The sequence below is a fragment of the Streptococcus sp. HMSC078H03 genome (assembly GCF_001808655.1).
In the GTDB taxonomy this organism is placed as follows: domain Bacteria; phylum Bacillota; class Bacilli; order Lactobacillales; family Streptococcaceae; genus Streptococcus; species Streptococcus salivarius_G.
The window spans coordinates 129,578-152,948 of the sequence record NZ_KV794114.1 but is presented as its reverse complement, the minus strand read 5'-3'; the positions used below and the strand labels follow the sequence as shown (position 1 = coordinate 152,948).

Genomic DNA, 23,371 nt, shown 5'->3' with positions numbered 1-23,371 from the left:
TTTTTTATTATTTCTAAGTTATGACTAAAGTATATCTTTTTGGTCATTCTCTTTTTAGCACCAGATGTCATGACATGACATGACATTTGTCATGTGACGTAAAAAAGCCGACCTAAGGTCAGCCTCCAGAGATAGATAAACTATTTCAAATGAACCATGAATTAAGAAGGTCTGCATATAATGACATCACATTCTTTTTGAGAACAAAGTGAGTATAACTGAGACTTTCCGCTGTGATAAAAACCCCTGAAGAACTTAAACTTCAGGGGTTCGGAAGTTTCGAGACCTTAGACTCGAAACTTAGGCATGGAACTTCTTTGAAGTTCGCTAACGTCCGTCATCACCTAAGGAAAGTCTCGAAAAAGATTCTTTATTAAAAAATAAAAGCCAACCTAAGGTCAGCTTTTCATTTTTCTTATTGATTATTTTTTGAATGGTTCTTCCACCATGATGAGAGGATGGAACCTGAGATATTGTGCCAAATACTAAAGATAGTTGATGGGATCGCAGCTTGTGGCACGAAATATTTCATGGCAAGGGTTGCTCCAAGACTTGAGTCTTGCATCCCCACTTCGAAGGTAATGGCTTTTTGTTGTGGTTCTTCCAAACCAAGGATTTTTGAAAATCCAAAACCAAGGGCATAACCACAAAGATTGTGGAGCATAACGACTGGAATGACAAGGGCTGTCGCTGCTGTGAAAATATTAGCATGGTTGGCAGAAACAACTGCTCCAACGATCAAGAGGATGGCAGCTTGTGAAATCAAAGGCATAATCTTGATGATGGCATCAATTTTCTTACCAAAGATTGAGTGAATGAGTACACCCAAGATGATTGGGACAACCACGATACGCAAGGTACTAAGGAAGAGGCTTTGGGCAGGGACACTCACGTACTGACCAGCCAAGAATGACAAGAGGGTTGGAATCATGAGTGGTGCCAAGAGAGTTGAGAGGGTTTCAATAGAGACATCCAAGGCAACATCCCCACCTGAAAGGAAGGCCATGACACTAGATGAAGTCCCACTTGGACAAGACCCGACAAGGATAACCCCTGCTGCTGTCGCACCCTTAAGATGGAAAATCATACAAAGCAACCAAGCCAAACCAGGCATGATGACATAGTGGGCAACAGTCCCAAGGACAACTGGAATTGGACGCTTAGCAATACGTTTAAAATCTTCAGTGGTCAAGGTAAGTCCCATACCAAAGAGAATCAAACCAAGTAGATAAGCCGTATTGGGAATGACCCAACTACTAGTTGCGGGAAGGGCATAGTTAAAGGCCGCCCAGAGGATAACAGCTACAGTAAACCATTTGCTGAGCCATTTACTAAAAGATACAAGTGACTCCATAATGAAACCTTCTTTCTATTTTCACAGAATAGTATAGCACTTTCACTTTGAATTTCAAGGTAAATTTCGAATTTTCTGAAATTAATTTCAGAAAATAAATCCTCACACTTAACATGCGAGGATTTTGTGATTTCTATAAACCTTAAGCCTTGTCTTGCGACTTTTCTTCAAATTGTTGAGCCCGTTCTTCTCCCCACCACAGTGGCAACAATTCTCCCAAAGTAATGGTTTGACGTGTTTTGTAGTCAACCATAAACTCCAAGTTACGATTGTCAGGATGGAGTTCCATTAGAAATTCTCGACAAGCCCCACAAGGCATGCCAGACGGTCCACCATGAGGTGGCTGGTCACGAAAGGCGATAATTCGCTTGACCTTAGTTTGACCAGATTCTTGATACATATTGAAAAGGGCCGCCCTTTCGGCACATAGATGGAAAACACCACACGTCCCTTCCATACAAAAGCCTGTAAAAATTTGTCCATCTTCAGCCTCAACGGCAGCCACTACGTGCCTTGCATAGACAAAGTCTGAGACTTCCTGTGGCTGATACAAGGCTTGAGCCTTTTCATACATTTTCTGCCAAATATCCATTATTTCTCCCTTAACCGTGATCACTTTCCCTTTGAGACTTGATAAAGAGTGCAAGCCCTGTTGCTACTGCAGTATAAGCTACAATAAACAGGAGTGATTTCCATGAAAATTTCCCATTGATAGCAAAATTAACGACCAATTCATTGACATGATAGACAGGTGTCCACTCAGAGATGCTCTGAACCCACTTAGGGAACAAGGAAATAGGAACCCATGAACCACTCACTATAGGCAAGACAAGGTAAATAATATTTGCCACAAGAGACATGAATTGTTGAGATTTAATCTGAGCGATAAGTAAACCAAAAGCTAGAAAGAGTAGACCGGACAAAAGTAAGAGAGCACCTGACCCTACCCATCTAAAGAATGGCATCTCTACATCTCGGAAAAAGGCACCTACACAAAAGGTCACAATGATGGCAACCATAAAGTTTAGAAGCACACGAAAGATTTTAGAAAGATAATAAGCTGCAATACTAACTTTTGAATGCTCGATATAGGTCAACCAGTGTTCAATTCGGTCCTCTTGTAACATATAGGGAAAGGTAAACAAACCAAAACTAGACATGGAGAAGCCAGTCATGGTCAGCATATAAGACAGCAAAAACTCTTTTTGAGCTTCTGGAGTAGGTGCTGAGAAGATACTAGAAAAAAGGAGGAAAAATCCGACAGGTATCCCGATTCCCATGATAAAGACTGGCCAACTTCGCCACGTTTTAATCCATTCAATTTTTAGTAATGCTTTCATGCCTTGTCCTCCCTTGTTGAATCGAATAGGCTATCCAAGAGTGTTTTATTTTGAATTTCAATATCAGAAATTCCACAGCCCGAATTTTCAAGACTTTGCCATACCTTTTCGATATCTTTGGTCATGAAGCTGATGACATCCCTCTTTTCAGTAATCTCATAGATGTCTGATAGTCCGTGAACAATGCTAACAAAGCTACTTGGAAGAGTGACCTGCTTCTCCTTCTCTTCGTGTCGCATAGCGTATGGCGTGGTATCTCTGATGAGTTTCCCTTGATGGAGGACTAAGATACGGTCAGCTGTGTGTTCCACCTCTTCGATATAGTGAGAGGAATAGAGTATAGTTGTCCCAGCTTTTTTCAAGTCATTGACAATCTCCCAGAAACGCTGACGAGTAGAGGTATCCATACCCGCTGTCGGTTCATCCAAAAAGAGGATTTGGGGTTTATCAATCAAACAAAGGACAAAAGCTAGAAGACGTCTTTGCCCACCAGAGAGTTTATCCGCAAACTGCTGGTACTGGTCTTCCTTGAATTGTAAGAGCTCTTGTACCTCTTGATTGGTCAAGGGATTATCAGAGATAGATTGGAAGAAGGCAATCAGTTCCTCCACTTTCAAACTATTTGGAATGGTATTTTCCTGAAGGAGAACCGCAATTTTATTTTTGGCCTTACCTGCCTTACCATCAATGAGGACCTGACCACTGCTCGGTTTTTTATCGCCAAGAATACAGGACATCAAGACAGTCTTACCTGCCCCATTAGGTCCAATCAAGGCCACACAATCGCCCTTGTTTATCTCAAAACTAATATCCTCTAAAATAGTCTTTCCCTTGATACGTTTTCCAAGAGAAGAAACCTGAATAACTGTCTCACCCATCAATGCTTTCCTTTCTTTTATATAGATGCCATGCTTGACAATATCGCTGACATCATTGGACTTCCCTTAATACTCCACTTCCAACTCCGTACAGAAGAGACTTCCGCTCAGATGAAGCCTTGTTTCAACTTGCTCGAAATCAGATTCAAAACGATCCACCTTTACAGATGACAGAGGATGTGAAATTCCAGTGCTATCCATGACACAGCCGTGAGGAAGTCGGATATGAACTTCACCAAACTTAGCATCAAGATGAACAGCCACCTGATTTGACGCAAAGCTGGCCTGACTCAAATCCAACCAAAGCTCACCAAAAGCTAGATTCATATCAATCGTTTCGACTTCTTGAGAATAGATACGATACCTATCCTCAGCCATATAGGTCTTAACAGAAATATGAGGTCCCTCTTGGTCATTCTTATTAACATTATAGTCTTTAGTGAGCCCTTTCTTTTGACTACGACCATAAAAAAGCTCTAAAGCCAAGCCAATGAGAAAAATACCGCTAAAGAGATTCCACTGTGCAAAATCAAGGTTTAACAAGTCATGAACATAGGGTGATAAGAAGGCCAAACCAAGAAAAATGAGGAGAGGCCGCCTATTCAAGATACCAAAACAAAAGAAGGCCACGAAGAAAACCAGATTATAATTGACCATAATCCAAAAATCTGGAATAAAGGCACTGGCGATAAAACAAGCTGCTAGTAAAAGCAACAAGATGGCCCGAGCATTAAACCGTTTCATAAGGAGACTCCTTTCTAGTAAATGATTGCAAATTTCCAATTATTTTCACTATCAGTATAGCACTATTTGTAAACGTATTCAATGTTATATTAAAAGGATTTGCAAGAAAAAAAGAGCTTTCGCTCTTTCATTATTTTCAATGTTTGACAGTTACCTGTCCAAAGGATACTGAACCTGTTAGAGAAACTGTAGTGCTAGACAAGTCTCGCTCTCCCAGACTATCGTAGCCTTTCACTCCTGCTAGGCTAGTATGAAGCCCGTGTGTATCCACTTGCCAATCCTTAGGCACTCGAATAATAACCTGAGAAAAATTGGCCTGAACCACAATCTGAGGTCGGTCTGTCATAAACTGAGCCTGACGCAAATCTAAAGTCAAACGTCCAAAATCGGCATTGACATAGACAGTTTCGAGATTTTGTGAAGTCACCACCTGAACAGACTCTGAAAATAAGGTCTTAGCGAAAATCTCTCGCTCATGTTCTTTAGAAACCTTGTAAGAAAAGTTCTTCTTATAACTTGGCTTGCTCAAACGGTCCACCGCAATTCCCAAGATAAGAATCCCTACAAAGAGGGTCCATTCTGAATAGTCCAATCTAAAGAGGTCATGAATATAGGTCGATAGAAAAGCCATCCCCAAGAAAAAGAGAAATTTCCCCTTAGATTGCCAGCTCAAAAGCACAAAAAGCAAGGCCAAAATCAGCTTATAATTAAAGGCCAAATAAAGATCTGGAATAAAGGCTGTCGCGATAAAATAGGCAGCAATGATAAGTAGGGTGATAACACCTGCATTAAAGCGTCTCATAACAGTTCCTTTCTAAATCCTGTCCTTGAGTTTTTCCACAAAAAGGTAGGCTGCTGGACAGAAAAGCGTATTTTTAATAGTCAGATGATTGATCTGATAGATTTTCTTACGATCCGTGTGAGGAAAGGCGGCACAAGCCTTAGGACGGACATCATAGATGTCACAGAGATTATCAGGCCCTAAGAATGGACAAGGCATAGACTTGAAGACCTTGTCACCATCCTCATCTACCTGCAGGTACATCTCCTCGAAAGCAGGTAACTTCATGCGAAAATGCTTAGCAATACGAGTGATATCCTGCTCTGTAAAGTCTGGTCCTAACGTCTTACAACAATTAGCACACTGGACACAATCAATTTCTTGAAAGACTTCATTGTGTACCTGCTGAACAATCTTATCTAAATTTTTAGGGGCTTTCTTCTTGAGTTGTGCTAGAAATTTACGGTGCTCCCCCTGCTTTTGACGTGCCAATTCCTCGTAACGTTTGACATCAATGGTCTGTGACATGTGTTTTCTCCGATGATTTATAATTCTGTCATCTATTATAGCATAAAAAAATAGAGCCTAGTTTGAAGCTAGACTCTAGGTCAGTTACATTGATACGATTCTACGATATGAACGTGAAGTAAGGGCAAAAACCAAGACATAGGCTAGGAAGAATACCCCACAAACAATGATAGTGACCACTAACATAAGACTTGGGTTGAAAACCCCAATAATACGCACAATCAAACTGAGCATATGATAGGCAAAGGCCAAGTGAATAAAGGCAAAAATCAAAGGGAGGAAGAAGACGGTAAGTACTTGCTTACGAATAGTTTGCTTGACTTGAAGGTCGTCCAACCCAATCTTTTGAAGAATAACAAAACGCTCACGATCCTCATAACCTTCAGAAATCTGTTTATAGTAAATCACAAGAACTGTGCCCAGCATGAAGATGATGGATAAAAAGATACCAATAAATAAGGTTCCACCAACAAAGCCATTTAGCATCCCTTCTGTATCATATTGGCTATTAGCAGTGAGGTAAGACTGAGAGACGCCAGTATTTTGTCCAGCTAACTGTTGTGTTTCTTTATCTGTCATTTGGTCTAGCAAATCTGAATTTTTCTTGGCATCATGTGTAGGGTCTTTGACGTTAACACCAACATAGGTAGCTTGAGTGGTTGCTGTTCCTTTGATACTTTCTTTAAAATCATCCATATCAGGAACGACAAGGTAGTTATAATCAGAAACTATGATTGTAAAGATATTGGGTACTTTACCCTTAATAAAGTCATTAAGGTCATCCTGAATCTGGTAGGTTTGACCATTGAAAGACAAACTCTTTTGATCCTTCAACGTTTTACTTTTACTGTACAAGCCGACTTGGTTTGAAGCCAAATTGAGGTCTTTACCTGTTAATTGTTTATAAGTAGCTTGTGAGAAGACAAGAAAAATTGATTTTGGTAAAACTTTTCTTTCATTCTCAGGAAAGATGGTTAGCTTATTTTTTTCTTGTTCTTTGATACCAAAGTAGAGGTAAGTTACTTCTGCTTTTTCATTTACCTGATTTCCCGACTGTGCTAAGAAATCATCCATAATCTTCTGTGTGCTTGTTAAATCTACATTCGTCCCTGTAACTGAGTAATCATGTGGAGCAACACTCGCTATATAGTCTTTTTTCCCAGCATAGATACTTGCAGCTCCTACAAGCGTCACCAAAACCATACTTGAGAGGATAGCAATAGTCGCCAGACCAACTGCATTTTTCTTCATCCGAAAGACAAGGTTGGAAATGGAAATCATATTATTAGGCTTGTAATAATAGCTTTTCTTCTTTTTCAAGAGTTGCAGAACGACTGTTGTCCCGGCATTAAAGAGAAGATAAGTTCCTAGAATAACTAGTAAAACAGCCAAGAAAAAACTCATAATAGCTATTACTGGATCCTTAACAGAGAGAGCAAGGTAGTAACCATACCCCATAGACCCAAGCCCCAAAAAGGTCTGAATAACTAGTAACCGTCCCTTTTTTTCACCCTTAAGGCCATCTTTAGTTAATTGTAAAGGATTTAGCCGTAGCAATCGTAAACCATTTATCAAAACCAACAAACTAAAAATACAAGCAAAGATGACAAGAACAATAGGAATTGTCATTACTTGAAAGGTCGAAACCAAACCAGTACTTTCACCGATAAGCCTTTGAAGAAAAGCATAAATGAGTTTATCGAATAGTGCCCCCACACCAATACCTAGAAGCAGAGTCACAAAACCCAAAATCACCGTTTCTTTTAGAATCATACTAAAGAGATGACGTTTCTCTAAGCCTAGCACACTATAGAGACCAAGCTCCTTTGAACGATTTTTCATGACAAAGCTGTTGGCATAAAGAACAATAATTCCAGAAGATAGGGCGACAATTCCAAGTCCCATACCCAAAACCGCCTTGATAGAATCTGCCCCAGTTAAGTCATCCAGATGTGGATTAAGCGTTAAAGATGTAAAAATATAGGTAATGGCAATAGTCAGAATTGTTGCTAAAGCATATGGATAATAAAGCTTACGATTTTTTATGAGATTGGACAAAGCCAGTCTATTGGTCAGAAGAAACATATTAGTTCACCTCACTTGCCATTACTGTCAGTGTATCGGAAATTTCTTGGAACATTTGATGTTCAGACTTATTACCTTTGAAGATTTGATTATATAGAATACCATCCTTAATGAATAGAACACGCTGTGCACGACTGGCAGCCGCTGTCGAGTGAGTTACCATAAGAATGGTCTGACCACTGTCATTGATAGCATCAAAGACATCCAAGAGAGCTGCTGAAGATTTGGAATCCAGGGCACCTGTTGGCTCATCTGCTAAGAGGATTTCTGGTTTAGTGATGATTGCACGCGCAACCGCCACCCTTTGCTTTTGTCCACCTGAAATTTCATAAGGGTACTTCTCTAGTAGGGAATGAATTCCCAATTGACGACTTATAGCTTCTACTTGTGTCATCATTTGCTTAAGTGGGCGTCGAGAAAGGACCAAAGGTAGTAAGATATTATCTTTAACAGATAGGGTATCCAAAAGGTTGAAATCTTGGAAAACAAACCCTAATTTTTCACGACGAAAACTGGAAGCATCCTTATTTTTGATGGTTGCTGTGTCCATACCACTAAGATAGACACGCCCTGCTGTTGGTTTATCAAGCATGGCAAGGATGTTGAGCAAGGTCGATTTTCCTGAGCCAGATTCACCCATGATTGCAACATACTCACCCTTTTCAACCGTGAAATGGATATCTTTAAGGGCTTCAACCTGATTTCCTTTGAAACGTGTTTTATAGATTTTTTTAACATGTTGAACATCTAGTAACGCCATAATAAGCTCCTTTATTTAATAGATTTGGAAGAGATTTTAGGAACCTCTTACTTAACTTCTGATACCATTTTATAGAAAAAGCAAGGTCTCAACCATAACCCTTGCTTTCATTTGTGGTCATATTTCTTACACTTTTGTAAGTTATTAATCAATAGCCAACTTCTGCTTTTGAAAATGAATGGAGACTGTGGTTCCTTGGCCTACTTGGGAGCTAATACTAATATCATGTCCAAGCTGATCAGCAATTTTCTTAGAAAGATAGAGACCTAACCCAGAGGACTGCTGAGTCAGTCGGCCATTATAACCTGAAAAGCCACGCTCAAAAACCCGTAGAATATCACTATTTTTAATACCAATCCCAGAATCTTTAAGATGAAGCCAGTTATCTTTGAAGTAAATTTCAATACCACCGCTTTTTGTGTACTTCAAACTATTTGACAAGACCTGCTCTATGATAACCAAGAGCCATTTTTCATCTGAAACGACCTTAACATCTAAGTCATGTAGATTAATAGTCAATCCTTTTTGAATAAAGAAAAGACTATGTTTTCTAACAACTTCTTTAACCAAGGGTTCTAATGTAACCTGCCTCAACTGCAAATCATCATGGAAATTCTCTAAACGTAAATACTGCAAAACCAAATTGGTGTAAGAATCAATCTTGAATACCTCTTGCTCCAAGAGAGCCCTCGTTTTACTATCCGTAACATCCTGAAGCAATAATTGACTGGCTGCTATTGGCGTCTTGATTTGGTGCACCCAAAGGGTATAGTAGTCCATCAAATCTGTATAGCGCTTGCGCTCCTCCTCAGTCTGAGAGATCTGACTCTCCCTAGCATTTTCCAAAGTTTGGGCCAGGTAAAACTCTAAAGGACTTGATGGTGTGATTTCCTCATAGAGATAAGCTAAGTTATAAGAGTGATAAGAGCTAACCAAATCCCAAATAACCATGATGATAGTCACAAAGGTCATTATGGTTAAGGCATAATAAAGAATATCTGCTGCCTCTTCAAATAAAAAGGCAAACAAGACCAAGATGATTCCATTAAAGACAAATAAAAGATAGAAAGTCAGACGAGACCTAATATGGTATTTGATAAATTGACACTTACCCATCATGACGCAACCCGTAGCCAACACCTTTCTTGGTTTCAATAAAATCCTTCAAACCCACTGCCTCTAACTTCTTACGTAAACGAGCTACATTAACTGACAGGGTATTGTCATCAATAAAGAAGTCACTATTCCAAAGCTCCTTCATCAGGTCTTCCCGACTAACGATATTACCAGCATGATCAAAGAGAACTTGTAAAATCTGAAACTCATTCTTTGTCAAAGAAACGACCTCTCCCTGATAAACCAAATCCATGGCCTTAAGGTTCAGAATCACACCCATATATTCCAAGAGACTCTGATCCTTACCAAACTCATAAGAACGACGCAAAAGCCCTTGAATTTTTGCTAGGAGAACATTTTGGTCAAAAGGTTTAGTCACAAAATCGTCCCCACCCATATTGATTGCCATAACAATATCCATGGCCTGATCTCTGGAAGACAAAAACATAATAGGCACCTTGGAGACCTTACGAATTTCCTGACACCAATGATAACCGTTAAATAGAGGTAAACCAATATCCATAAGAACCAAGTGGGGCTCTACTTTTACAAAAATAGATAATACTTCCATGAAATCTTCAACAAGAACAACTTCGTAACCCCACTGTTCTAGCATTTTTTTGACTTGTTGACGGATAACCTCGTCGTCCTCCACTAATAAAATCTTATGCATAACTCTACCTCTTTCATTTCCCACTATTATAACAGAAATGCTATAAGAAACGACCATTCTCAGCAAATCTTACAATAATGTTAGATTGAATTTTCCAATTTTTAAAATAGTGCGTTTTCATAGGAAAAATCCTTTGAGTCTTCAAAGAAAATATAGTATTATTATAGAGTTGATATTGGTTTATCATCAACCAACGACAGCTTCATCGAATAATGAGAACATTACTTATTTATGTCACGAATCGGCGTGACGTTTCTACAAGGTGCCGTAACACCTAACAATGAGTAAGTCATAAAGTCATAATAAGATTTTACCGTCTTTTTATGATTTTAAAGGCTTGCTTTGCAAGCCTTTTTCTGTTATTCGATGGTTTTGATCTTTGTCAGAGTCTTAATAGAATCTGGGAAAATCAAAATACACTTTAGTTATATTTTTTATAGGAGGTAATATGAAATTACTGGAAGACCGCATTCTCAAAGATGGGAATGTCCTTGGGGAGAACATCCTCAAAGTTGACTCTTTCCTCACTCACCAAGTGGACTTTGACCTCATGCGTGAGATTGGAAAGGTCTTTGCTGAAAAGTTCAAGGATGCAGGCATCACCAAGGTGGTGACTATCGAGGCATCTGGTATTGCTCCAGCCCTCTATGCTGCTGAGGCCTTGGATGTCCCTATGATTTTTGCGAAGAAGGCTAAAAATATCACCATGAATGAAGGGATCCTCACTGCTGAGGTCTACTCCTTCACTAAGCAGGTGACTAGTACTGTCTCTATCGCAAGCAAGTTCCTCACTCCTGAAGATAAGGTCCTCATCGTTGATGACTTCCTAGCTAACGGCCAAGCTGCCAAAGGTTTGATTCAAATCATCGAAGAAGCTGGTGCACACGTCGAAGCGGTTGGTATCGTTATTGAGAAATCTTTCCAAGATGGTCGTACCCTTCTGGAAGAAGCTGGCTATCCAGTCGTTTCACTTGCTCGTTTGGATCGTTTTGAAAATGGTCAGGTCGTATTTAAGGAGGCAGACATCTAATGCAAAACAAAGAGAAACACTCGCAGGCAGCGGTCCTAGGACTGCAACACCTACTTGCCATGTACTCGGGATCAATCCTGGTGCCAATCATGATTGCTGGAGCCTTGGGGTATTCAGCTCATGAATTAACCTACTTGATTTCAACAGACATTTTCATGTGTGGTGTAGCAACCTTCCTCCAACTTCAACTTAATAAATACTTCGGTATCGGTCTTCCAGTTGTTCTTGGGGTTGCCTTCCAGTCAGTGGCACCACTTATTATGATTGGTGAGAAACACGGTAGTGGTGCTATGTTTGGTGCCCTTATCGTTTCTGGGATTTATGTTATCCTCGTTTCTGGCGTCTTTTCAAAAGTGGCCAATCTCTTCCCTTCTATCGTTACAGGATCAGTCATTACAACTATTGGTTTGACCCTCATCCCTGTCGCTATCGGAAATATGGGGAACAATGTTGATAAACCAACTGGTCAAAGCCTCTTCCTTGCTGCTATCACCGTTCTTATCATCCTTGTAGTTAATATTTTCACTAAAGGATTTATCAAATCTATCTCAATCTTGATTGGTTTGATTGTTGGTACTGCTATCGCAGCAAGCATGGGCTTGGTTGACTTCTCACCAGTAGCTGCGGCACCTATTGTCCACGTGCCAACGCCATTCTACTTCGGGGTACCTAAGTTTGAGTTGTCATCAATCATTATGATGTGTATTATCGCTACTGTGTCTATGGTTGAATCAACTGGGGTTTACTTGGCCCTCTCTGATATCACCAAAGAACCACTCGATAGCACTCGCCTTCGTAACGGCTACCGCGCTGAAGGTTTGGCTGTTCTCCTTGGTGGACTCTTTAACACCTTCCCATACACTGGTTTTTCACAAAACGTTGGTCTTGTGAAGTTGTCAGGTATTAAGACGCGCTTGCCAATCTACTATGCGGCTGGTTTCCTTGTTCTTCTTGGACTCCTTCCTAAGTTTGGTGCCTTGGCACAAATCATTCCAAGTCCAGTTCTTGGTGGCGCAATGCTTGTCATGTTCGGTTTTGTTTCTATCCAAGGAATGCAAATCTTGGCACGTGTTGATTTCGCCAATAACGAACACAACTTCTTGATTGCTGCAGTATCAATCGCTGCAGGTGTTGGTCTTAACGGTAGCAACCTCTTCAACAGCCTACCAAATGCTTTCCAAATGTTCTTTTCAAACGGTATCGTGGTCGCAAGCTTGCTTGCCATCGTCCTCAATGCCATTTTGAACCATAACAAAAAAGAAAAATAAAAACGAATAAACTCCCCTTATAGATTTACTGATCCATAAGGGGAGTTTTTATTATAGTCTTAACGTACTGATGGTAGCAAGATCTTTGGTAACAATAGCGATATCAAATCTCACCTCAAATAGAATCAGCGATTCTCCTGCGTAATCTATCGTCTTTTTATAGTCTGGAACCTTTGCAATGAAATGTTCTGCCATATCAACTACCGTTTTCGAACTTCTTTTTGCGAGACCTTTGGCTTTGACATGCTGGTTTCCAGTGTGAGGAATAGTGGTAAAAGCGATAGAAGGATTTTCTTCTATTTCCTTAACTTTGTCATTATCTTTAAAGGACGAAAAATAAAGAATGTTTTCACAAGGATCAAAATAGAAATTTACGATTCTCACATTAGGAACGTTATTCACAGAAGTTGTCAAGGCCATTTCTGTTTGTTCCGCCATTATTCTCAAAAATTCTGTTTTCGTGTTCATTTTCAAAGCCTCATTTCCTTAGATTAATTATATATGAAAGCCTATAAAATGTCAGTCGAGAAATTGAAAGGAAAGTGTTTCTTTGAGTTTAAAACTGATTGAAAGCAAGTCATATCTATAGTACAATGAAAATATAAATGTTTGAAAAATTAATTTAGAAAGGAAAACAGAATGCACGAAACACATTCTCTCCGTGAGCGATTTCTTGTTTTCTTCAAGATTTTTGTGCCCATACTGATTTATCAGTTTGCCAACTTTTCGGCAGCCTTTGTGGACACTACCATGACTGGTCAATACGATACCCTACACTTGGCGGGGGTAGCCATGGCAACGAGTTTATGGAGTCCTTTTTTCACCTTCTTAACAGGTATTGTCTCTGCCTTGGTTCCGATTATCGGTCACCATCTAGGGGCAGGTCGCAAGGACCGAGTGGCACCTGATTTCTACCAATTTCTCTATATGGCTTTAGGGCTATCACTGATTCTCTTTGCCCTTGTTTTTCTGGGGGCCCCCTTAGTTCTGGGCCACTTAGGTTTGGAACCTGTGGTCAGAAAGGTGGCTCTTGGTTACCTACGCTTTTTGAGCCTTGGGATTATTCCCCTTCTGCTCTTTAGCGTGGTGCGCTCCTTTCTTGATGCGCTTGGCCTCACGCGCCTGTCCATGTACCTCATGCTTTTGCTTCTACCACTAAATGGTTTCTTCAATTTCCTCCTCATCTATGGCATCGCTAATCTGCCAGAGTTGGGGGGAGCCGGAGCAGGTCTGGGAACTTCATTGGCTTACTGGGCCCTTCTCCTTATTTCCATCGCAGTTATCAGAAAGCATAAGAAGGTTAAACCCTACCACATCGAAAGGATTCAACCTCTTGATAAAGAGGCTCTGCTTGACGCACTGAAACTAGGGCTTCCAATTGGGGGGACCGTCTTTGCGGAAGTCGCCATCTTCTCAGGCGTTGGTCTAGTTATGGCCAAGTATCCATCCCTAGTCATTGCCAGTCATCAGGCGGCCATGAATTTCTCAAACCTCATGTATGCCTTTCCTCTCAGTGTTTCCAGTGCAATGGCTATCATTATTTCTTACGAATTTGGAGCTAAACGCATGGATGCGGTCAAGAGCTATAGCAAGCTAGGACGTCTAACTGCCTTAGGTTTTGCTGGTTTTACCTTGTTCTTCCTCTATTTCTTGCGCTATGATTTAGCAGAACTCTACGGCCATGAACCTGAGTTTTTGAGAATGACGGCCGTTTTCATGACCTATAGCCTCTTCTTTCAAGTGGCGGATGTCTTTGCGGCTCCACTTCAAGGAATTCTGCGTGGCTATAAGGACACCAAAGTCCCTTTCTATCTCGGTGTCTTGTCATACTGGGGCATGACTTTCCCTGTTGGCTACCTTCTTGAAAAAGTCGCTGGACTGGGTCCATATAGTTACTGGATTGGCCTGATTGCCAGTCTTATCGTCAGTGGACTTTGTTACCAATGGCGCCTAAATAGAATCGTCAAACGCTACGAATCACATCATTAATATACCTTAAGCAGTCTAGTCGGACTGCTTTTTCTCTGACCAGATCTTGATAATAAAGAAAAAGCCTCCTGCATATTGAAAACAGATAAACTGTTGTCAATGTACAGAAAGCTTTTTTTATGAGTGATTAGTTATATTCAGATTTTCCTGACCTATTGTCAAACTGGATCCATTAATGAAAACATAGATGTTTAATATTGAAAAAGGTATCACAGAGACCAGCTGGGTCAATTAGGGCAAAATAAATCATGACTAAACCACATAGAGCTAGGAAATGATAAAGATAAACGACTTTCTCCCCTGTTTTAGGAAGTAAAAGAAAAGACCAGAACCACAAGACACAAATGGCTATTAATATGATTAGTTTATTCATCCATTCCATAATAAGCTCCGTCAAAAAGATTTAGCACAATAAAATAGTCCTTAGGACTATCTGAATCTTATCACAAAATCTAACAAGTGCTGTCATATTCCTTTATGGAAATTGGTACTCTTTTGCTAGCTATATTTAGGTAAGTTAAGACATATAAAATCATAATTGGGAGGTTGGGAAGACTAATTATTACACAAAGTACAATAATGTTTATAGACACCAAAACTAGCAAAATCTATGGAAAAATAAGACTTTAACACTTGTCAGATTTCTCACTACTATAGTGTACTACTTTTTGGTTTGACACTTAAAACAAATTGGATAAAATTGTAAAAAAATGTAATGAAAGGTCACTTTTTTGTCCTGAATGGTAAGGTGACATTTTATGTTAGCTTTAAAAGGCTTTCCTTAATTTCTTTTACATGTAAAAGAGGTAGGTTGCAAAGGGCACCAACCTCTTTAGTTATGACATGATTCGACTAGAAAAACTCTTAATACTAGTGAATAATCAGTCTACTTGGTCAAGTAAGTAGGCGTAACCTTCTTTTTCCATATCGGCTTTAGGCACAAATCGTGTCGCTACGCCATTGATACAATAGCGTAAACCACCCTTGTCACTTGGACCATCTGGAAAGACATGGCCAAGATGAGAATCCCCCACACGACTACGGACCTCAATACGATCCATATTGTGAGAATAATCTTCCTTGTAGTTGGCTACCTCAGGACTAATAGGGCGAGAGAAACTCGGCCAGCCACAGGCTGAATCAAACTTATCCTTGGATGAAAAGAGTGGCTCGCCAGTCACCACGTCAACGTAAATTCCAGGCTCAAATTGATTCCAAAGCGGACTAGTAAAGGCACGCTCCGTTCCATTTTCCTGGGTCACAGCATAGGCTTCTGGACTCAAGCTTTCCTTAAGCTCCTCCTGATTTGGCTTGTGATACGCGTTTGAATCAATAACAGGATTAACTGCTTGATTAATATTTATATGGCAATAGCCATTAGGATTCTTCTTGAGATAATCTTGATGGTAATCCTCTGCAGGAATAAAGTGCTTCAGAGGCAACAATTCAACCGCCAAAGGCTGACCGTATTGCTCAGTCATTTCTTGGAAAACTTGCTCGATAATTGGCAAGTCATTGACATCAGTATAGTAAACACCCGTACGGTACTGGGTTCCAACATCATTGCCTTGCTTGTTTTTACTAAGGGGATTGATGATACGGAAGTAATGTAGCAAAATCTCTCGCAATGACACCTTGTTCGTATCGTAGGTCACTTGAACAGTTTCAGCGTGGCCCGTCTGACCAATAAGTTCATAGCGAGTCGTCTCATTACGCCCATTAGCATAACCCGAAACCGCATCAAGCACACCTGACACACGAGAGAAATACTCCTCAACACCCCAGAAACAGCCACCAGCAAGATAAATAGTATGATTATTAGGATTTGACATTTTTAACACTCCCTTCAATAGATACTTGCATCTCCACGCCTTAAGTGTAACGCTTTTGAGAAGATTGCGCACTTATGGCGACTTGGAGAGACAAAAAAATCCCACCACATATTATGTGATAGGATATTATTTTTATTCCATTTCGAAGCTTTCGCTCTTAATCTTATCAGGTAAGATGAGAGACAAAAGAATACACAAGATGGCTGGTATCAACCATGGCAGTGATACTCCTGATAATGGGAGGAAGTTAATAAGGGCATTGAGTCCCGCAAGTTTAAACTGGCTTCCAATTACACTAAGCAAGGCAATCAGCGTGACTACTGCAACTGTCACTTGCATACCAGGTTTAGACAAGGCCACGAACTTGTTGGCAATCACAATCATGACAATCGTGATAGTAATTGGGTAGAGAATCAAAAGCACTGGTACTGAGAAAGCAATGATATTGTTAAGTCCCAAGTTGGCAATCGCAAACCCAATCAAGGTAAAGATAATGGCGTAAGCCTTGTAAGATACTTTCGGAAATGCCTTGTGGAAGAATTCCCCAGTCGCAACAATAAGCCCTGCGGTTGTTGTGAAGCAAGTCACTGTCACCATGATAGCTAAGAAAATCTGAGCCGCTGGTCCAAAGATGGCTTGTGTGGCTTGTGACAAGACACTTGCACCAATATTGGCATCTTTTGGTAATCCCGCCACTTGGAGTGGGAAATGATTCCCCAAAAAGGCTAATCCCAAATACAGAGCACCAAAGAGGATAGTAACTACGAAACCAACGACCCAAATCGTTGAGATATACTCTTTTTTAGACTTGAAGCCTAATTGGTTGAGTGTGACTACTGCTACTACACTGAAGGCCACAGAAGCCAAGGCATCCAAGGTGTTGTATCCTTCCAAGAAGCCTTTACCAAAAGCAGAAGCCTGATAGGCTTGACTTGCATCCTGAGGATTGTGACCACCATATTTAAATGCTCCTGCCACGATAACGACAACAATCATGATGGCAAAGATAGGCGTCAATATACGTCCAATACTATCTAGAATTTTAGATGGATTCATGGCAATCCAAAGCGCTAGAGCGAAGTAAATCACAGTGAAAGCCAAGAGCCATAGATTTGTATGCCAACTTCCAATCAAAGGAGAGAAGCCAATTGAAAAGGCGGTGGCGGCCGTTCTAGGAATGGCAAAGAAAGGACCAATGGACAGATAAAGTACTGCCAAATAGACTAGGGCAAACTTAGGCGAGATTTTTTGAGAAATCTCATGAATGTACCCCTTAGGATTTAAAGTCCCGATAACCAGTGTTAGGATGGCAATACCAACACCTGATAGGACAAAGCCGGCAATGGCTGGCCAAAAATGACCTCCAGATTCAAAGCCTAACTGAGGGGGAAAGGTCAGATTTCCCGCTCCAAAGAACATACCAAACAACAATAAAGCTGTAAGGCTTCCCTTTTTTAACATAAGTTTCTCCAATCTAAAACAAACAAGATCTTATGCCTCAAATAGACACAACTTGTTTATTATAATTTTAGTCAACTTATTTAGTATGACATGATTAGTTTGGAACTTCAAGCTATTGAAACGTATTTACAAAGGTTTTTAAAATTGCAAATTTTCTGTATCCTTGTACGAAAAAACTAGACAAGATTCTTATCTCGTCTAGTTTGATATTTTAATTATGGGTGACTGACAATCAGTTCAAGGTTTCCCTTAATTTGCCATGCTTCAACATCGCTAGGAAGAATAAAGTGGCTGCCTTTTGCAATGTCATAATCTTGCCCATCTACTTTAAGGCTTCCTTGACCGTCAAGTACACTAAGCAAACTGTAATCAGCAGTCTTTTCAAAATCAGCATTACCTGAGATTTCCCATTTATAAACGGCGAAGAAATCACTTGCTACTAAGAGCGTTGATTTGAGGTCATCTACTTTTGTTGTGACTGGTCGACTGTTGGCTGGCTCACCGATAGTAAGGACATCGATAGATTTTTCAAGATGGAGTTCACGCAGGTTACCTTGATCATCTTTACGGTCAAAATCATAGACACGGTAGGTCGTATCACTAGATTGTTGCGTTTCAAGAACCATGATACCTGCACCAATAGCATGCATGGTACCACTTGGCACATAGAAGAAATCACCTGCTTTAACTGGAACCTTAGTCAAAAGATTTTCCCAATCCTTACTTTCAATTTGCTGACGCAGTTCTTCTTTTGATTTGGCATTGTGGCCATAAATAATTTCAGCACCTGGTTCAGCAGCAATGATATACCAACACTCTGTTTTACCAAGTTCACCTTCATGTTCAAGTCCATAAGCATCATCTGGATGGACCTGCACACTAAGCCAATCATTGGCATCCAAAATCTTAGTCAAAAGTGGGAAGACAGGTTCTTGACGATTGCCAAATAATTCACGATGCTCTGCATAAAGAACATCTATAGTTTGACCGGCATAACGACCATTCTTAATAGTAGAAACACCATTTGGGTGAGCAGAAATAGCCCAGTACTCTCCGACATGGTCGCTTGGAATGTCGTAGCCAAAGACATCACGCAAATGCGTGCCACCCCAAATTTTCTCCTGCATAACAGATTGTAAAAATAATGGTTCAGACATAATAACTCCTTATATAAGAATGAATAGACTCAAAATCTATGTCTTAACATAGATGATTACCCACATCATGATAAATGAATCAGTTCCACTTTAAAGCGGATGTTCCAAAAATCACCTATAGCCAGTAAGCTCCATCATCAGCAAATCACAAACAGATTTTGACGAGTAATTACCTCAATTATAAGCATAATTTGTGAAAATATCAACAAAGTCCTTAAAGAAATCATAAGATTTTGGCTTAATGGCTGCAAGTCATTTCAATAGCAAATTTCCTTTAAGAATCCTACTCATTCCTTCATTTTTCGGATAGATTAATTGAATTTAAAGACTTTTTAATCTATAATGTTAGTGATACTATGAAAGGAAATCTTCTCAATGAAATTCTATTCCTACGACTATGTGCTAAGTCAGATTAGCCAACAAAACTGGGTTATGGTTGCCATTACTGCAGGACTTATTTTAGTGACCGGCGTATTTGCTTTTAAGGCCTTTAAAGAACGCCATGATACTAAGTTTCGTGAACTCTCTATTATTTCTATTTTAACCTTAGTTGCCGTGGTTCTAATTGCTATCAGTAATTTCCAAAGCAATCAATCAAACGATAACCAATTTAGAGCATCTCTTCACTTTATCGAGGTTGTCTCTAAAAATCTCGACGTTGATAAGAGCAAGGTTTATGTTAATACTTCTACCACTACAGATGGTGCTATTCTCAAAGTTGGAAACAAGTACTATCGTGCCATCTCAGGTTCAGAACCTGACAGCTACTTGCTAGAACAAATAAAACTTTACAAGTCTGATGTTGAACTCGTGGAGGTTAAAAAATGACATCTTTTTATCTTGCTGTTGCAATTAAACTAGCTTTGGGGCTTATTTCACTCGTCTTTGTTATCAATTTAACAGGTAAAGGAAACCTAGCACCTAGCTCAGCTACTGACCAAGTACAGAACTTTGTTCTTGGTGCAATCCTCGGTGGTACAATTTATAGTAGTACCGTTTCCATCCTTCAGTACATTGTTATCCTGATTATTTGGACTATTTTGATCTTACTTCTTAAATGGCTCATCACCAATATTCACTTTATCAAACATTTGATTGACGGTAAACCAACCGTCATCATCAAACAGGGTCAACTAGATCCTGAAGCTTGTCGCTCTATAGGACTTTCAGCTTCTGATGTCGCTTTAAAATTACGTTCTCAAGGAATTTTTCAACTCAAAGAGGTTAAACGTGCAGTTATTGAACAGAACGGCCAATTGATTGTGGTCCGTTCTGGCGATGAAAATCCAAAATATCCAATCATTACTGATGGGGTCATTCAAACAGAAATTCTTGATACTATTGGTAAAACGGAAGATTGGTTAAATGAAGAGCTTCAAAAATTAGGATATGAAAACGTTTCGGATATCTTTATAGCTGAATACGATAAAGGAAACATTAATGTCGTTACTTATTAAACAAATCACTTGCATTATCGTTTAATATTGTCTACAATGGTCTCATCATAAAAAGGAGGTTCTACTATGGGAATCGAAGATAAATTGAATCAAGCTAAAGGCGCTCTTAAAGAGGGTGCTGGCAAACTTTCTGGTGATAAAAAAACTCAAGCCGAAGGTGCTGTCGAAAAAGTGGTAGCAAAAGCAAAAGACGGTATCGAAGATGTTAAAGAAGGCGTTGAAGGTGCTGTTGAAGGCCTTAAAAATGCTTTTTCTAAAAAATAATAATAAATAAACAGAAGCTCTTTTCCTTTTTTGAAGAGGGCTTCTGTTTTTCTTTATGTTCTTAACTAGAATTACTTACGAGAATGCTTGCTTCCTTTTAAGGCAAATGAGGTTGTCATCATAACTGCTCCTAATGCGCCTAGTCCCAAACTGCTCACATCACCAGTATTTGGTAGACTTGATTTACTTGTTTGATTGCTTTGTGAACTTTTAGATGACTGATTAGCCTTAGAACTTGTTTGGGTATTTTGTTTCTGAGCAAGATTAGTTTGTACGACTGAGCTTACATTTTCCTTTTGACTCACGCCTACATGACCTTTTGATGCTTCAGAAGTTTGTTTTTGAGTAAGAATATTATCCAATTTCTCAGCAGTCTCTTGAGCTTGTTGTTGGGCACTGCTTGTCGCATTAGTCATTGTTTGTGTCGGTTGCTCTTTTGTAGGCTGGTTAGCAAGAGAGGTATTTGATTTAAGAGACGCTCCTTCAGAGCTTGAAGAATTTGATGTTGGCGTATTTTGATTTGATAAAGCTGTGTTTGTCGCTGTCATTGCTGGAGCATTGGTAGCTGAACTTGTACTACTTGTGCTAGTTGTATTCTCAGAACTTGTCGAAGCAGATTGGCCCCACGGTGTGTTTACGCTTCCGGTATTGGTAGAGCTTCCCCCATAGCTAGTCGGTCCACCGTAGCCTCCGAAGTTATCAGACATTGAGCTATTGCCAAAGCCACCGCCTGGGAAGCCGCCCATGCCACCAGCACCAGGACCATTGTTTGTGCCTTCTTCAGTAGCTGTTGCAGTCACACTAGCACCACTTGATGTCGTAATGGTATAGGTTTCACCCGAAGTTAGACTCTCGGTACTAAAGACCACATTTCCAAATGAAGTTGTTGCTGTTGTGGTCGCTACAACATTTCCAGAACTATCTGTAACTGTGATGGTATCTCCAGCACTACCAGAGATGTTGGCCATGATATAAGACTGGCTTGAACCCGTTGTAAAGGCCTGAGCCATTCCTTGGTTACCTATGGCCCAAACGGTACCGCCAGAAATAATACCTGTTCCATCGTAGTCGATAGCAGCATTATCTGCACTTGTCTGAGCGACGTAGAGAGAACCACTTTTCACTGTCACATTGCCGTTACTGTCGATACCATCACCGTCTGCCAGAATAGTTACCGTTGCACCGTCAATATTGATGCCCACTTCATTTTCCAAGTCAGAAGTCGAATTGGTTAAGCTTGAAGTATCAGCGCTGTCCTTGGTCGTCCACTCAGTGGCGTTAATACCATCATCACCAGCAGTGATATCAACGGTTCCACCTGTCAAATTGATATAACGCCCTTCAAGGCCTTCGTCACCTGCTACAACTGTTACTTTAGAATTGCCTTCGACAGTCAATTCATCTGTAACCGTGATACCTTTATCAGTTGCATTAATGGTTACCGTTGAGTCGGTAATCGTCAAATCACCACTGTTCACATCTGTTTCGTCTTCGACCTGAATACCGTCATCAGTTGCCGTGATGTTGACTGTGGCATTTTTAATAGTTACAGCTGTCGTCGCATTGATACCATCCTTTGCCTCAGAAGTCAAATCAAGTGTTACAGAGTCAACCGTTACACTGTCAGCCTTGATGGCGTGCTTTTCAGTGCTTGAAAGGGTCAAGTTACTTCCAGTACCACTGGTAATGGTCAAGGCTCCCGCTGCTTCAATCGCATTAGCAGACGTCGAAGAAATAGAACTGTCTGAAAGGACATTAACAGTCAATTCTGCTGAAGAATTGGAAGTAATAGACGAATCCGTTAAGGTCACACCATCCAAGTAGATTGTAACTGGATCTGTCACGCTACCTGACACAATAATGGTATAGCTTGAACCATTTCCGGTCAAAGTGTATGATCCTGCTTGATTGATGGTAATTGTCGTTCCATCAACTGTGACAGTACCGCTATCACTTGTTACCACGGTTGTTCCATTGAAAGTAATCGTTGTCGTTGAGCTTTCTGAATCACTATCTTCAGACTCAGTTGTCGTCGTTTCAGTAGCTGAATCTGAGGCGCTGTTGGTTAACACTGAAGCTGTTTCAGATGCAGTGGCTTCAGTGGTGCTTGAGCTTGTATTAGAGCTAGTGTTTTCGTCTGCATTGTTCGTTTCAGATGCTGAGGTTTCACTAGTTGTGCTTTCAGCAGTTTCAGAAGAACTTGCTTCTGGAGTTGCGGAAGTACTTGAATGATCAGATGTTTCACTGCTTGTTGATGTAGCAGTCGTGTCCTCTGTCGTACTTGTTGTACTTATTGTACTTGTTGATGATGAATCGGTGTCTGAAGTTGAAGCCGCAGTTGAAGTACTTGTAGCCGATTCTGTGCTTGTTTCAGTAGTTTCTGATGTATTGTCGGTCTGAGTACTTTCTTCAATTAAATCAGCAGTGGTTTCACCTGTTGAAACCGTTGAGAGTGTTGATTCAGTGTTTGTCTCGTCTGCTGAAACCTTGCTGTCATTTAAGACAACTGAGCTACCAAAGATTAAGCTTGCTACCAGGACTGAACCTGCTGTTTTCCATTTTGATGATTTCTTAATGGCATAACGTTCTTGTGTTTGTTTGCTATGTTTGTATGTCATATGTTCTACCTCTTACTTACTTTTGAGATGCCTCTA

The 23,371-nt window shown here is 40.2% G+C and carries 22 protein-coding genes and 1 riboswitch; of the genes, 6 read left to right on the top strand and 16 right to left on the bottom strand.

Translation table 11 applies throughout. The features are described from left to right. Positions 1-415 precede the first annotated feature (415 nt). The 11 genes from HMPREF2607_RS08175 to HMPREF2607_RS08125 all read right to left on the bottom strand — a co-directional run bounded on the left by HMPREF2607_RS08175 (position 416) and on the right by HMPREF2607_RS08125 (position 10,259). Positions 416-1,354, bottom strand: a complete 939-nt coding sequence (locus HMPREF2607_RS08175) for a bile acid:sodium symporter family protein (RefSeq protein WP_021143965.1) — start codon at positions 1,352-1,354, stop codon at positions 416-418. 142 nt (positions 1,355-1,496) lie between these two features. Further along, positions 1,497-1,946 carry a cytidine deaminase family protein gene (locus HMPREF2607_RS08170; protein WP_070476656.1) on the bottom strand — a complete coding sequence of 150 codons (450 nt, stop codon included), beginning with the start codon at positions 1,944-1,946 and terminating at the stop codon, positions 1,497-1,499. Between the two features lie 10 nt (positions 1,947-1,956). Beyond that, the gene (locus HMPREF2607_RS08165; protein WP_070476653.1) at positions 1,957-2,694 is read right to left on the bottom strand and encodes an ABC transporter permease; all 738 of its coding nucleotides are present in this window, start codon (positions 2,692-2,694) and stop codon (positions 1,957-1,959) included. Further along, positions 2,691-3,572 (bottom strand): ABC transporter ATP-binding protein, encoded by an 882-nt coding sequence (locus HMPREF2607_RS08160; protein WP_070476651.1) that lies wholly within the window; start codon positions 3,570-3,572, stop codon positions 2,691-2,693. Before HMPREF2607_RS08160 ends, HMPREF2607_RS08165 begins: the two co-directional genes overlap by 4 nt. A 66-nt stretch (positions 3,573-3,638) precedes the next feature. Beyond that, entirely contained in the window at positions 3,639-4,316 is a 678-nt protein-coding gene (locus tag HMPREF2607_RS08155) for a hypothetical protein (protein WP_070476649.1), read from the bottom strand. Positions 4,317-4,452: 136 nt separating this feature from the next. Then, complete coding sequence (locus HMPREF2607_RS08150; protein WP_070476648.1) at positions 4,453-5,118, bottom strand: hypothetical protein; 666 nt, start codon at positions 5,116-5,118, stop codon at positions 4,453-4,455. Positions 5,119-5,130: 12 nt separating this feature from the next. Continuing rightward, positions 5,131-5,625 (bottom strand): YkgJ family cysteine cluster protein, encoded by a 495-nt coding sequence (locus HMPREF2607_RS08145; protein WP_004182309.1) that lies wholly within the window; start codon positions 5,623-5,625, stop codon positions 5,131-5,133. Between the two features lie 84 nt (positions 5,626-5,709). Further along, positions 5,710-7,710 (bottom strand): ABC transporter permease, encoded by a 2,001-nt coding sequence (locus HMPREF2607_RS08140; RefSeq protein WP_070476646.1) that lies wholly within the window; start codon positions 7,708-7,710, stop codon positions 5,710-5,712. A gap of 1 nt (position 7,711) precedes the next feature. Continuing rightward, complete coding sequence (locus tag HMPREF2607_RS08135) at positions 7,712-8,470, bottom strand: ABC transporter ATP-binding protein (RefSeq protein WP_070476644.1); 759 nt, start codon at positions 8,468-8,470, stop codon at positions 7,712-7,714. Between the two features lie 144 nt (positions 8,471-8,614). Continuing rightward, the gene (locus tag HMPREF2607_RS08130; protein ID WP_070476643.1) at positions 8,615-9,589 is read right to left on the bottom strand and encodes a sensor histidine kinase; all 975 of its coding nucleotides are present in this window, start codon (positions 9,587-9,589) and stop codon (positions 8,615-8,617) included. Then, positions 9,579-10,259 carry a response regulator transcription factor gene (locus HMPREF2607_RS08125; protein ID WP_004182305.1) on the bottom strand — a complete coding sequence of 227 codons (681 nt, stop codon included), beginning with the start codon at positions 10,257-10,259 and terminating at the stop codon, positions 9,579-9,581. Before HMPREF2607_RS08125 ends, HMPREF2607_RS08130 begins: the two co-directional genes overlap by 11 nt. Before the next feature lie 205 nt (positions 10,260-10,464). Continuing rightward, positions 10,465-10,560, top strand: a riboswitch (purine riboswitch). Positions 10,561-10,707: 147 nt separating this feature from the next. Between HMPREF2607_RS08125 and HMPREF2607_RS08120 the strand changes: the two genes are divergently transcribed. Further along, a complete protein-coding gene (locus tag HMPREF2607_RS08120) occupies positions 10,708-11,289 on the top strand; it encodes a xanthine phosphoribosyltransferase (RefSeq protein WP_070476641.1) in 582 nt (193 codons plus the stop codon). After that, a complete protein-coding gene (locus tag HMPREF2607_RS08115) occupies positions 11,289-12,557 on the top strand; it encodes a nucleobase:cation symporter-2 family protein (RefSeq protein WP_014632968.1) in 1,269 nt (422 codons plus the stop codon). The genes HMPREF2607_RS08120 and HMPREF2607_RS08115 overlap by 1 nt, the downstream gene beginning before the upstream one ends. Before the next feature lie 51 nt (positions 12,558-12,608). Here HMPREF2607_RS08115 and HMPREF2607_RS08110 read toward each other — a convergent pair whose 3' ends face one another. Continuing rightward, positions 12,609-13,025, bottom strand: coding sequence for a pyridoxamine 5'-phosphate oxidase family protein (locus tag HMPREF2607_RS08110; protein ID WP_070476640.1), 417 nt, complete (start codon positions 13,023-13,025; stop codon positions 12,609-12,611). Between the two features lie 171 nt (positions 13,026-13,196). On the opposite strand from HMPREF2607_RS08110, the gene HMPREF2607_RS08105 reads away from it, so the two are divergent. Further along, on the top strand, positions 13,197-14,546 hold the full coding sequence (locus HMPREF2607_RS08105; protein WP_048790062.1) for an MATE family efflux transporter: 1,350 nt from the start codon (positions 13,197-13,199) through the stop codon (positions 14,544-14,546). Between the two features lie 881 nt (positions 14,547-15,427). On the opposite strand, the gene msrB is transcribed toward HMPREF2607_RS08105, so the two are convergent. The 3 genes from msrB to manA all read right to left on the bottom strand — a co-directional run bounded on the left by msrB (position 15,428) and on the right by manA (position 18,996). Next, a complete protein-coding gene (gene msrB, locus HMPREF2607_RS08095) occupies positions 15,428-16,378 on the bottom strand; it encodes a peptide-methionine (R)-S-oxide reductase MsrB (protein ID WP_070476638.1) in 951 nt (316 codons plus the stop codon). Positions 16,379-16,510: 132 nt separating this feature from the next. Beyond that, positions 16,511-17,839, bottom strand: a complete 1,329-nt coding sequence (gene brnQ, locus HMPREF2607_RS08090) for a branched-chain amino acid transport system II carrier protein (protein WP_070476636.1) — start codon at positions 17,837-17,839, stop codon at positions 16,511-16,513. A gap of 215 nt (positions 17,840-18,054) precedes the next feature. Then, positions 18,055-18,996 carry a mannose-6-phosphate isomerase, class I gene (gene manA, locus HMPREF2607_RS08085; protein ID WP_070476634.1) on the bottom strand — a complete coding sequence of 314 codons (942 nt, stop codon included), beginning with the start codon at positions 18,994-18,996 and terminating at the stop codon, positions 18,055-18,057. A 375-nt stretch (positions 18,997-19,371) separates the two neighbouring features. Here manA and HMPREF2607_RS08080 point away from each other — a divergent pair, with 375 nt between their 5' ends. The 3 genes from HMPREF2607_RS08080 (at position 19,372) to HMPREF2607_RS08070 (ending at position 20,717) form a co-directional block, all read left to right on the top strand. Beyond that, positions 19,372-19,824, top strand: a complete 453-nt coding sequence (locus HMPREF2607_RS08080) for a DUF3290 family protein (protein ID WP_021145095.1) — start codon at positions 19,372-19,374, stop codon at positions 19,822-19,824. Further along, positions 19,821-20,453 carry a DUF421 domain-containing protein gene (locus HMPREF2607_RS08075; protein ID WP_021145094.1) on the top strand — a complete coding sequence of 211 codons (633 nt, stop codon included), beginning with the start codon at positions 19,821-19,823 and terminating at the stop codon, positions 20,451-20,453. The genes HMPREF2607_RS08080 and HMPREF2607_RS08075 overlap by 4 nt, the downstream gene beginning before the upstream one ends. 66 nt (positions 20,454-20,519) lie before the next feature. Next, entirely contained in the window at positions 20,520-20,717 is a 198-nt protein-coding gene (locus HMPREF2607_RS08070; protein WP_014634703.1) for a CsbD family protein, read from the top strand. A 71-nt stretch (positions 20,718-20,788) separates the two neighbouring features. On the opposite strand, the gene HMPREF2607_RS08065 is transcribed toward HMPREF2607_RS08070, so the two are convergent. Further along, positions 20,789-23,335, bottom strand: coding sequence for a carbohydrate-binding domain-containing protein (locus HMPREF2607_RS08065; RefSeq protein ID WP_014634704.1), 2,547 nt, complete (start codon positions 23,333-23,335; stop codon positions 20,789-20,791). Positions 23,336-23,371: the final 36 nt, after the last annotated feature.

Bases quoted from the DNA above. Each gene is read 5' to 3' on its own strand.
- HMPREF2607_RS08065 (WP_014634704.1), bottom strand. From the start codon at position 23,335: ATGACATACAAACATAGCAAACAAACACAAGAACGTTATGCCATTAAG.
- HMPREF2607_RS08145 (WP_004182309.1), bottom strand. From the start codon at position 5,625: ATGTCACAGACCATTGATGTCAAACGTTACGAGGAATTGGCACGTCAA.
- HMPREF2607_RS08105 (WP_048790062.1), top strand. From the start codon at position 13,197: ATGCACGAAACACATTCTCTCCGTGAGCGATTTCTTGTTTTCTTCAAG.
- msrB (WP_070476638.1), bottom strand. From the start codon at position 16,378: ATGTCAAATCCTAATAATCATACTATTTATCTTGCTGGTGGCTGTTTC.
- HMPREF2607_RS08080 (WP_021145095.1), top strand. From the start codon at position 19,372: ATGAAATTCTATTCCTACGACTATGTGCTAAGTCAGATTAGCCAACAA.
- HMPREF2607_RS08110 (WP_070476640.1), bottom strand. From the start codon at position 13,025: ATGAACACGAAAACAGAATTTTTGAGAATAATGGCGGAACAAACAGAA.
- manA (WP_070476634.1), bottom strand. From the start codon at position 18,996: ATGTCTGAACCATTATTTTTACAATCTGTTATGCAGGAGAAAATTTGG.
- HMPREF2607_RS08165 (WP_070476653.1), bottom strand. From the start codon at position 2,694: ATGAAAGCATTACTAAAAATTGAATGGATTAAAACGTGGCGAAGTTGG.
- HMPREF2607_RS08115 (WP_014632968.1), top strand. From the start codon at position 11,289: ATGCAAAACAAAGAGAAACACTCGCAGGCAGCGGTCCTAGGACTGCAA.
- brnQ (WP_070476636.1), bottom strand. From the start codon at position 17,839: ATGTTAAAAAAGGGAAGCCTTACAGCTTTATTGTTGTTTGGTATGTTC.
- HMPREF2607_RS08155 (WP_070476649.1), bottom strand. From the start codon at position 4,316: ATGAAACGGTTTAATGCTCGGGCCATCTTGTTGCTTTTACTAGCAGCT.
- HMPREF2607_RS08125 (WP_004182305.1), bottom strand. From the start codon at position 10,259: ATGCATAAGATTTTATTAGTGGAGGACGACGAGGTTATCCGTCAACAA.
- HMPREF2607_RS08140 (WP_070476646.1), bottom strand. From the start codon at position 7,710: ATGTTTCTTCTGACCAATAGACTGGCTTTGTCCAATCTCATAAAAAAT.
- HMPREF2607_RS08170 (WP_070476656.1), bottom strand. From the start codon at position 1,946: ATGGATATTTGGCAGAAAATGTATGAAAAGGCTCAAGCCTTGTATCAG.
- HMPREF2607_RS08135 (WP_070476644.1), bottom strand. From the start codon at position 8,470: ATGGCGTTACTAGATGTTCAACATGTTAAAAAAATCTATAAAACACGT.
- HMPREF2607_RS08150 (WP_070476648.1), bottom strand. From the start codon at position 5,118: ATGAGACGCTTTAATGCAGGTGTTATCACCCTACTTATCATTGCTGCC.
- HMPREF2607_RS08175 (WP_021143965.1), bottom strand. From the start codon at position 1,354: ATGGAGTCACTTGTATCTTTTAGTAAATGGCTCAGCAAATGGTTTACT.
- HMPREF2607_RS08075 (WP_021145094.1), top strand. From the start codon at position 19,821: ATGACATCTTTTTATCTTGCTGTTGCAATTAAACTAGCTTTGGGGCTT.
- HMPREF2607_RS08160 (WP_070476651.1), bottom strand. From the start codon at position 3,572: ATGGGTGAGACAGTTATTCAGGTTTCTTCTCTTGGAAAACGTATCAAG.
- HMPREF2607_RS08070 (WP_014634703.1), top strand. From the start codon at position 20,520: ATGGGAATCGAAGATAAATTGAATCAAGCTAAAGGCGCTCTTAAAGAG.
- HMPREF2607_RS08120 (WP_070476641.1), top strand. From the start codon at position 10,708: ATGAAATTACTGGAAGACCGCATTCTCAAAGATGGGAATGTCCTTGGG.
- HMPREF2607_RS08130 (WP_070476643.1), bottom strand. From the start codon at position 9,589: ATGATGGGTAAGTGTCAATTTATCAAATACCATATTAGGTCTCGTCTG.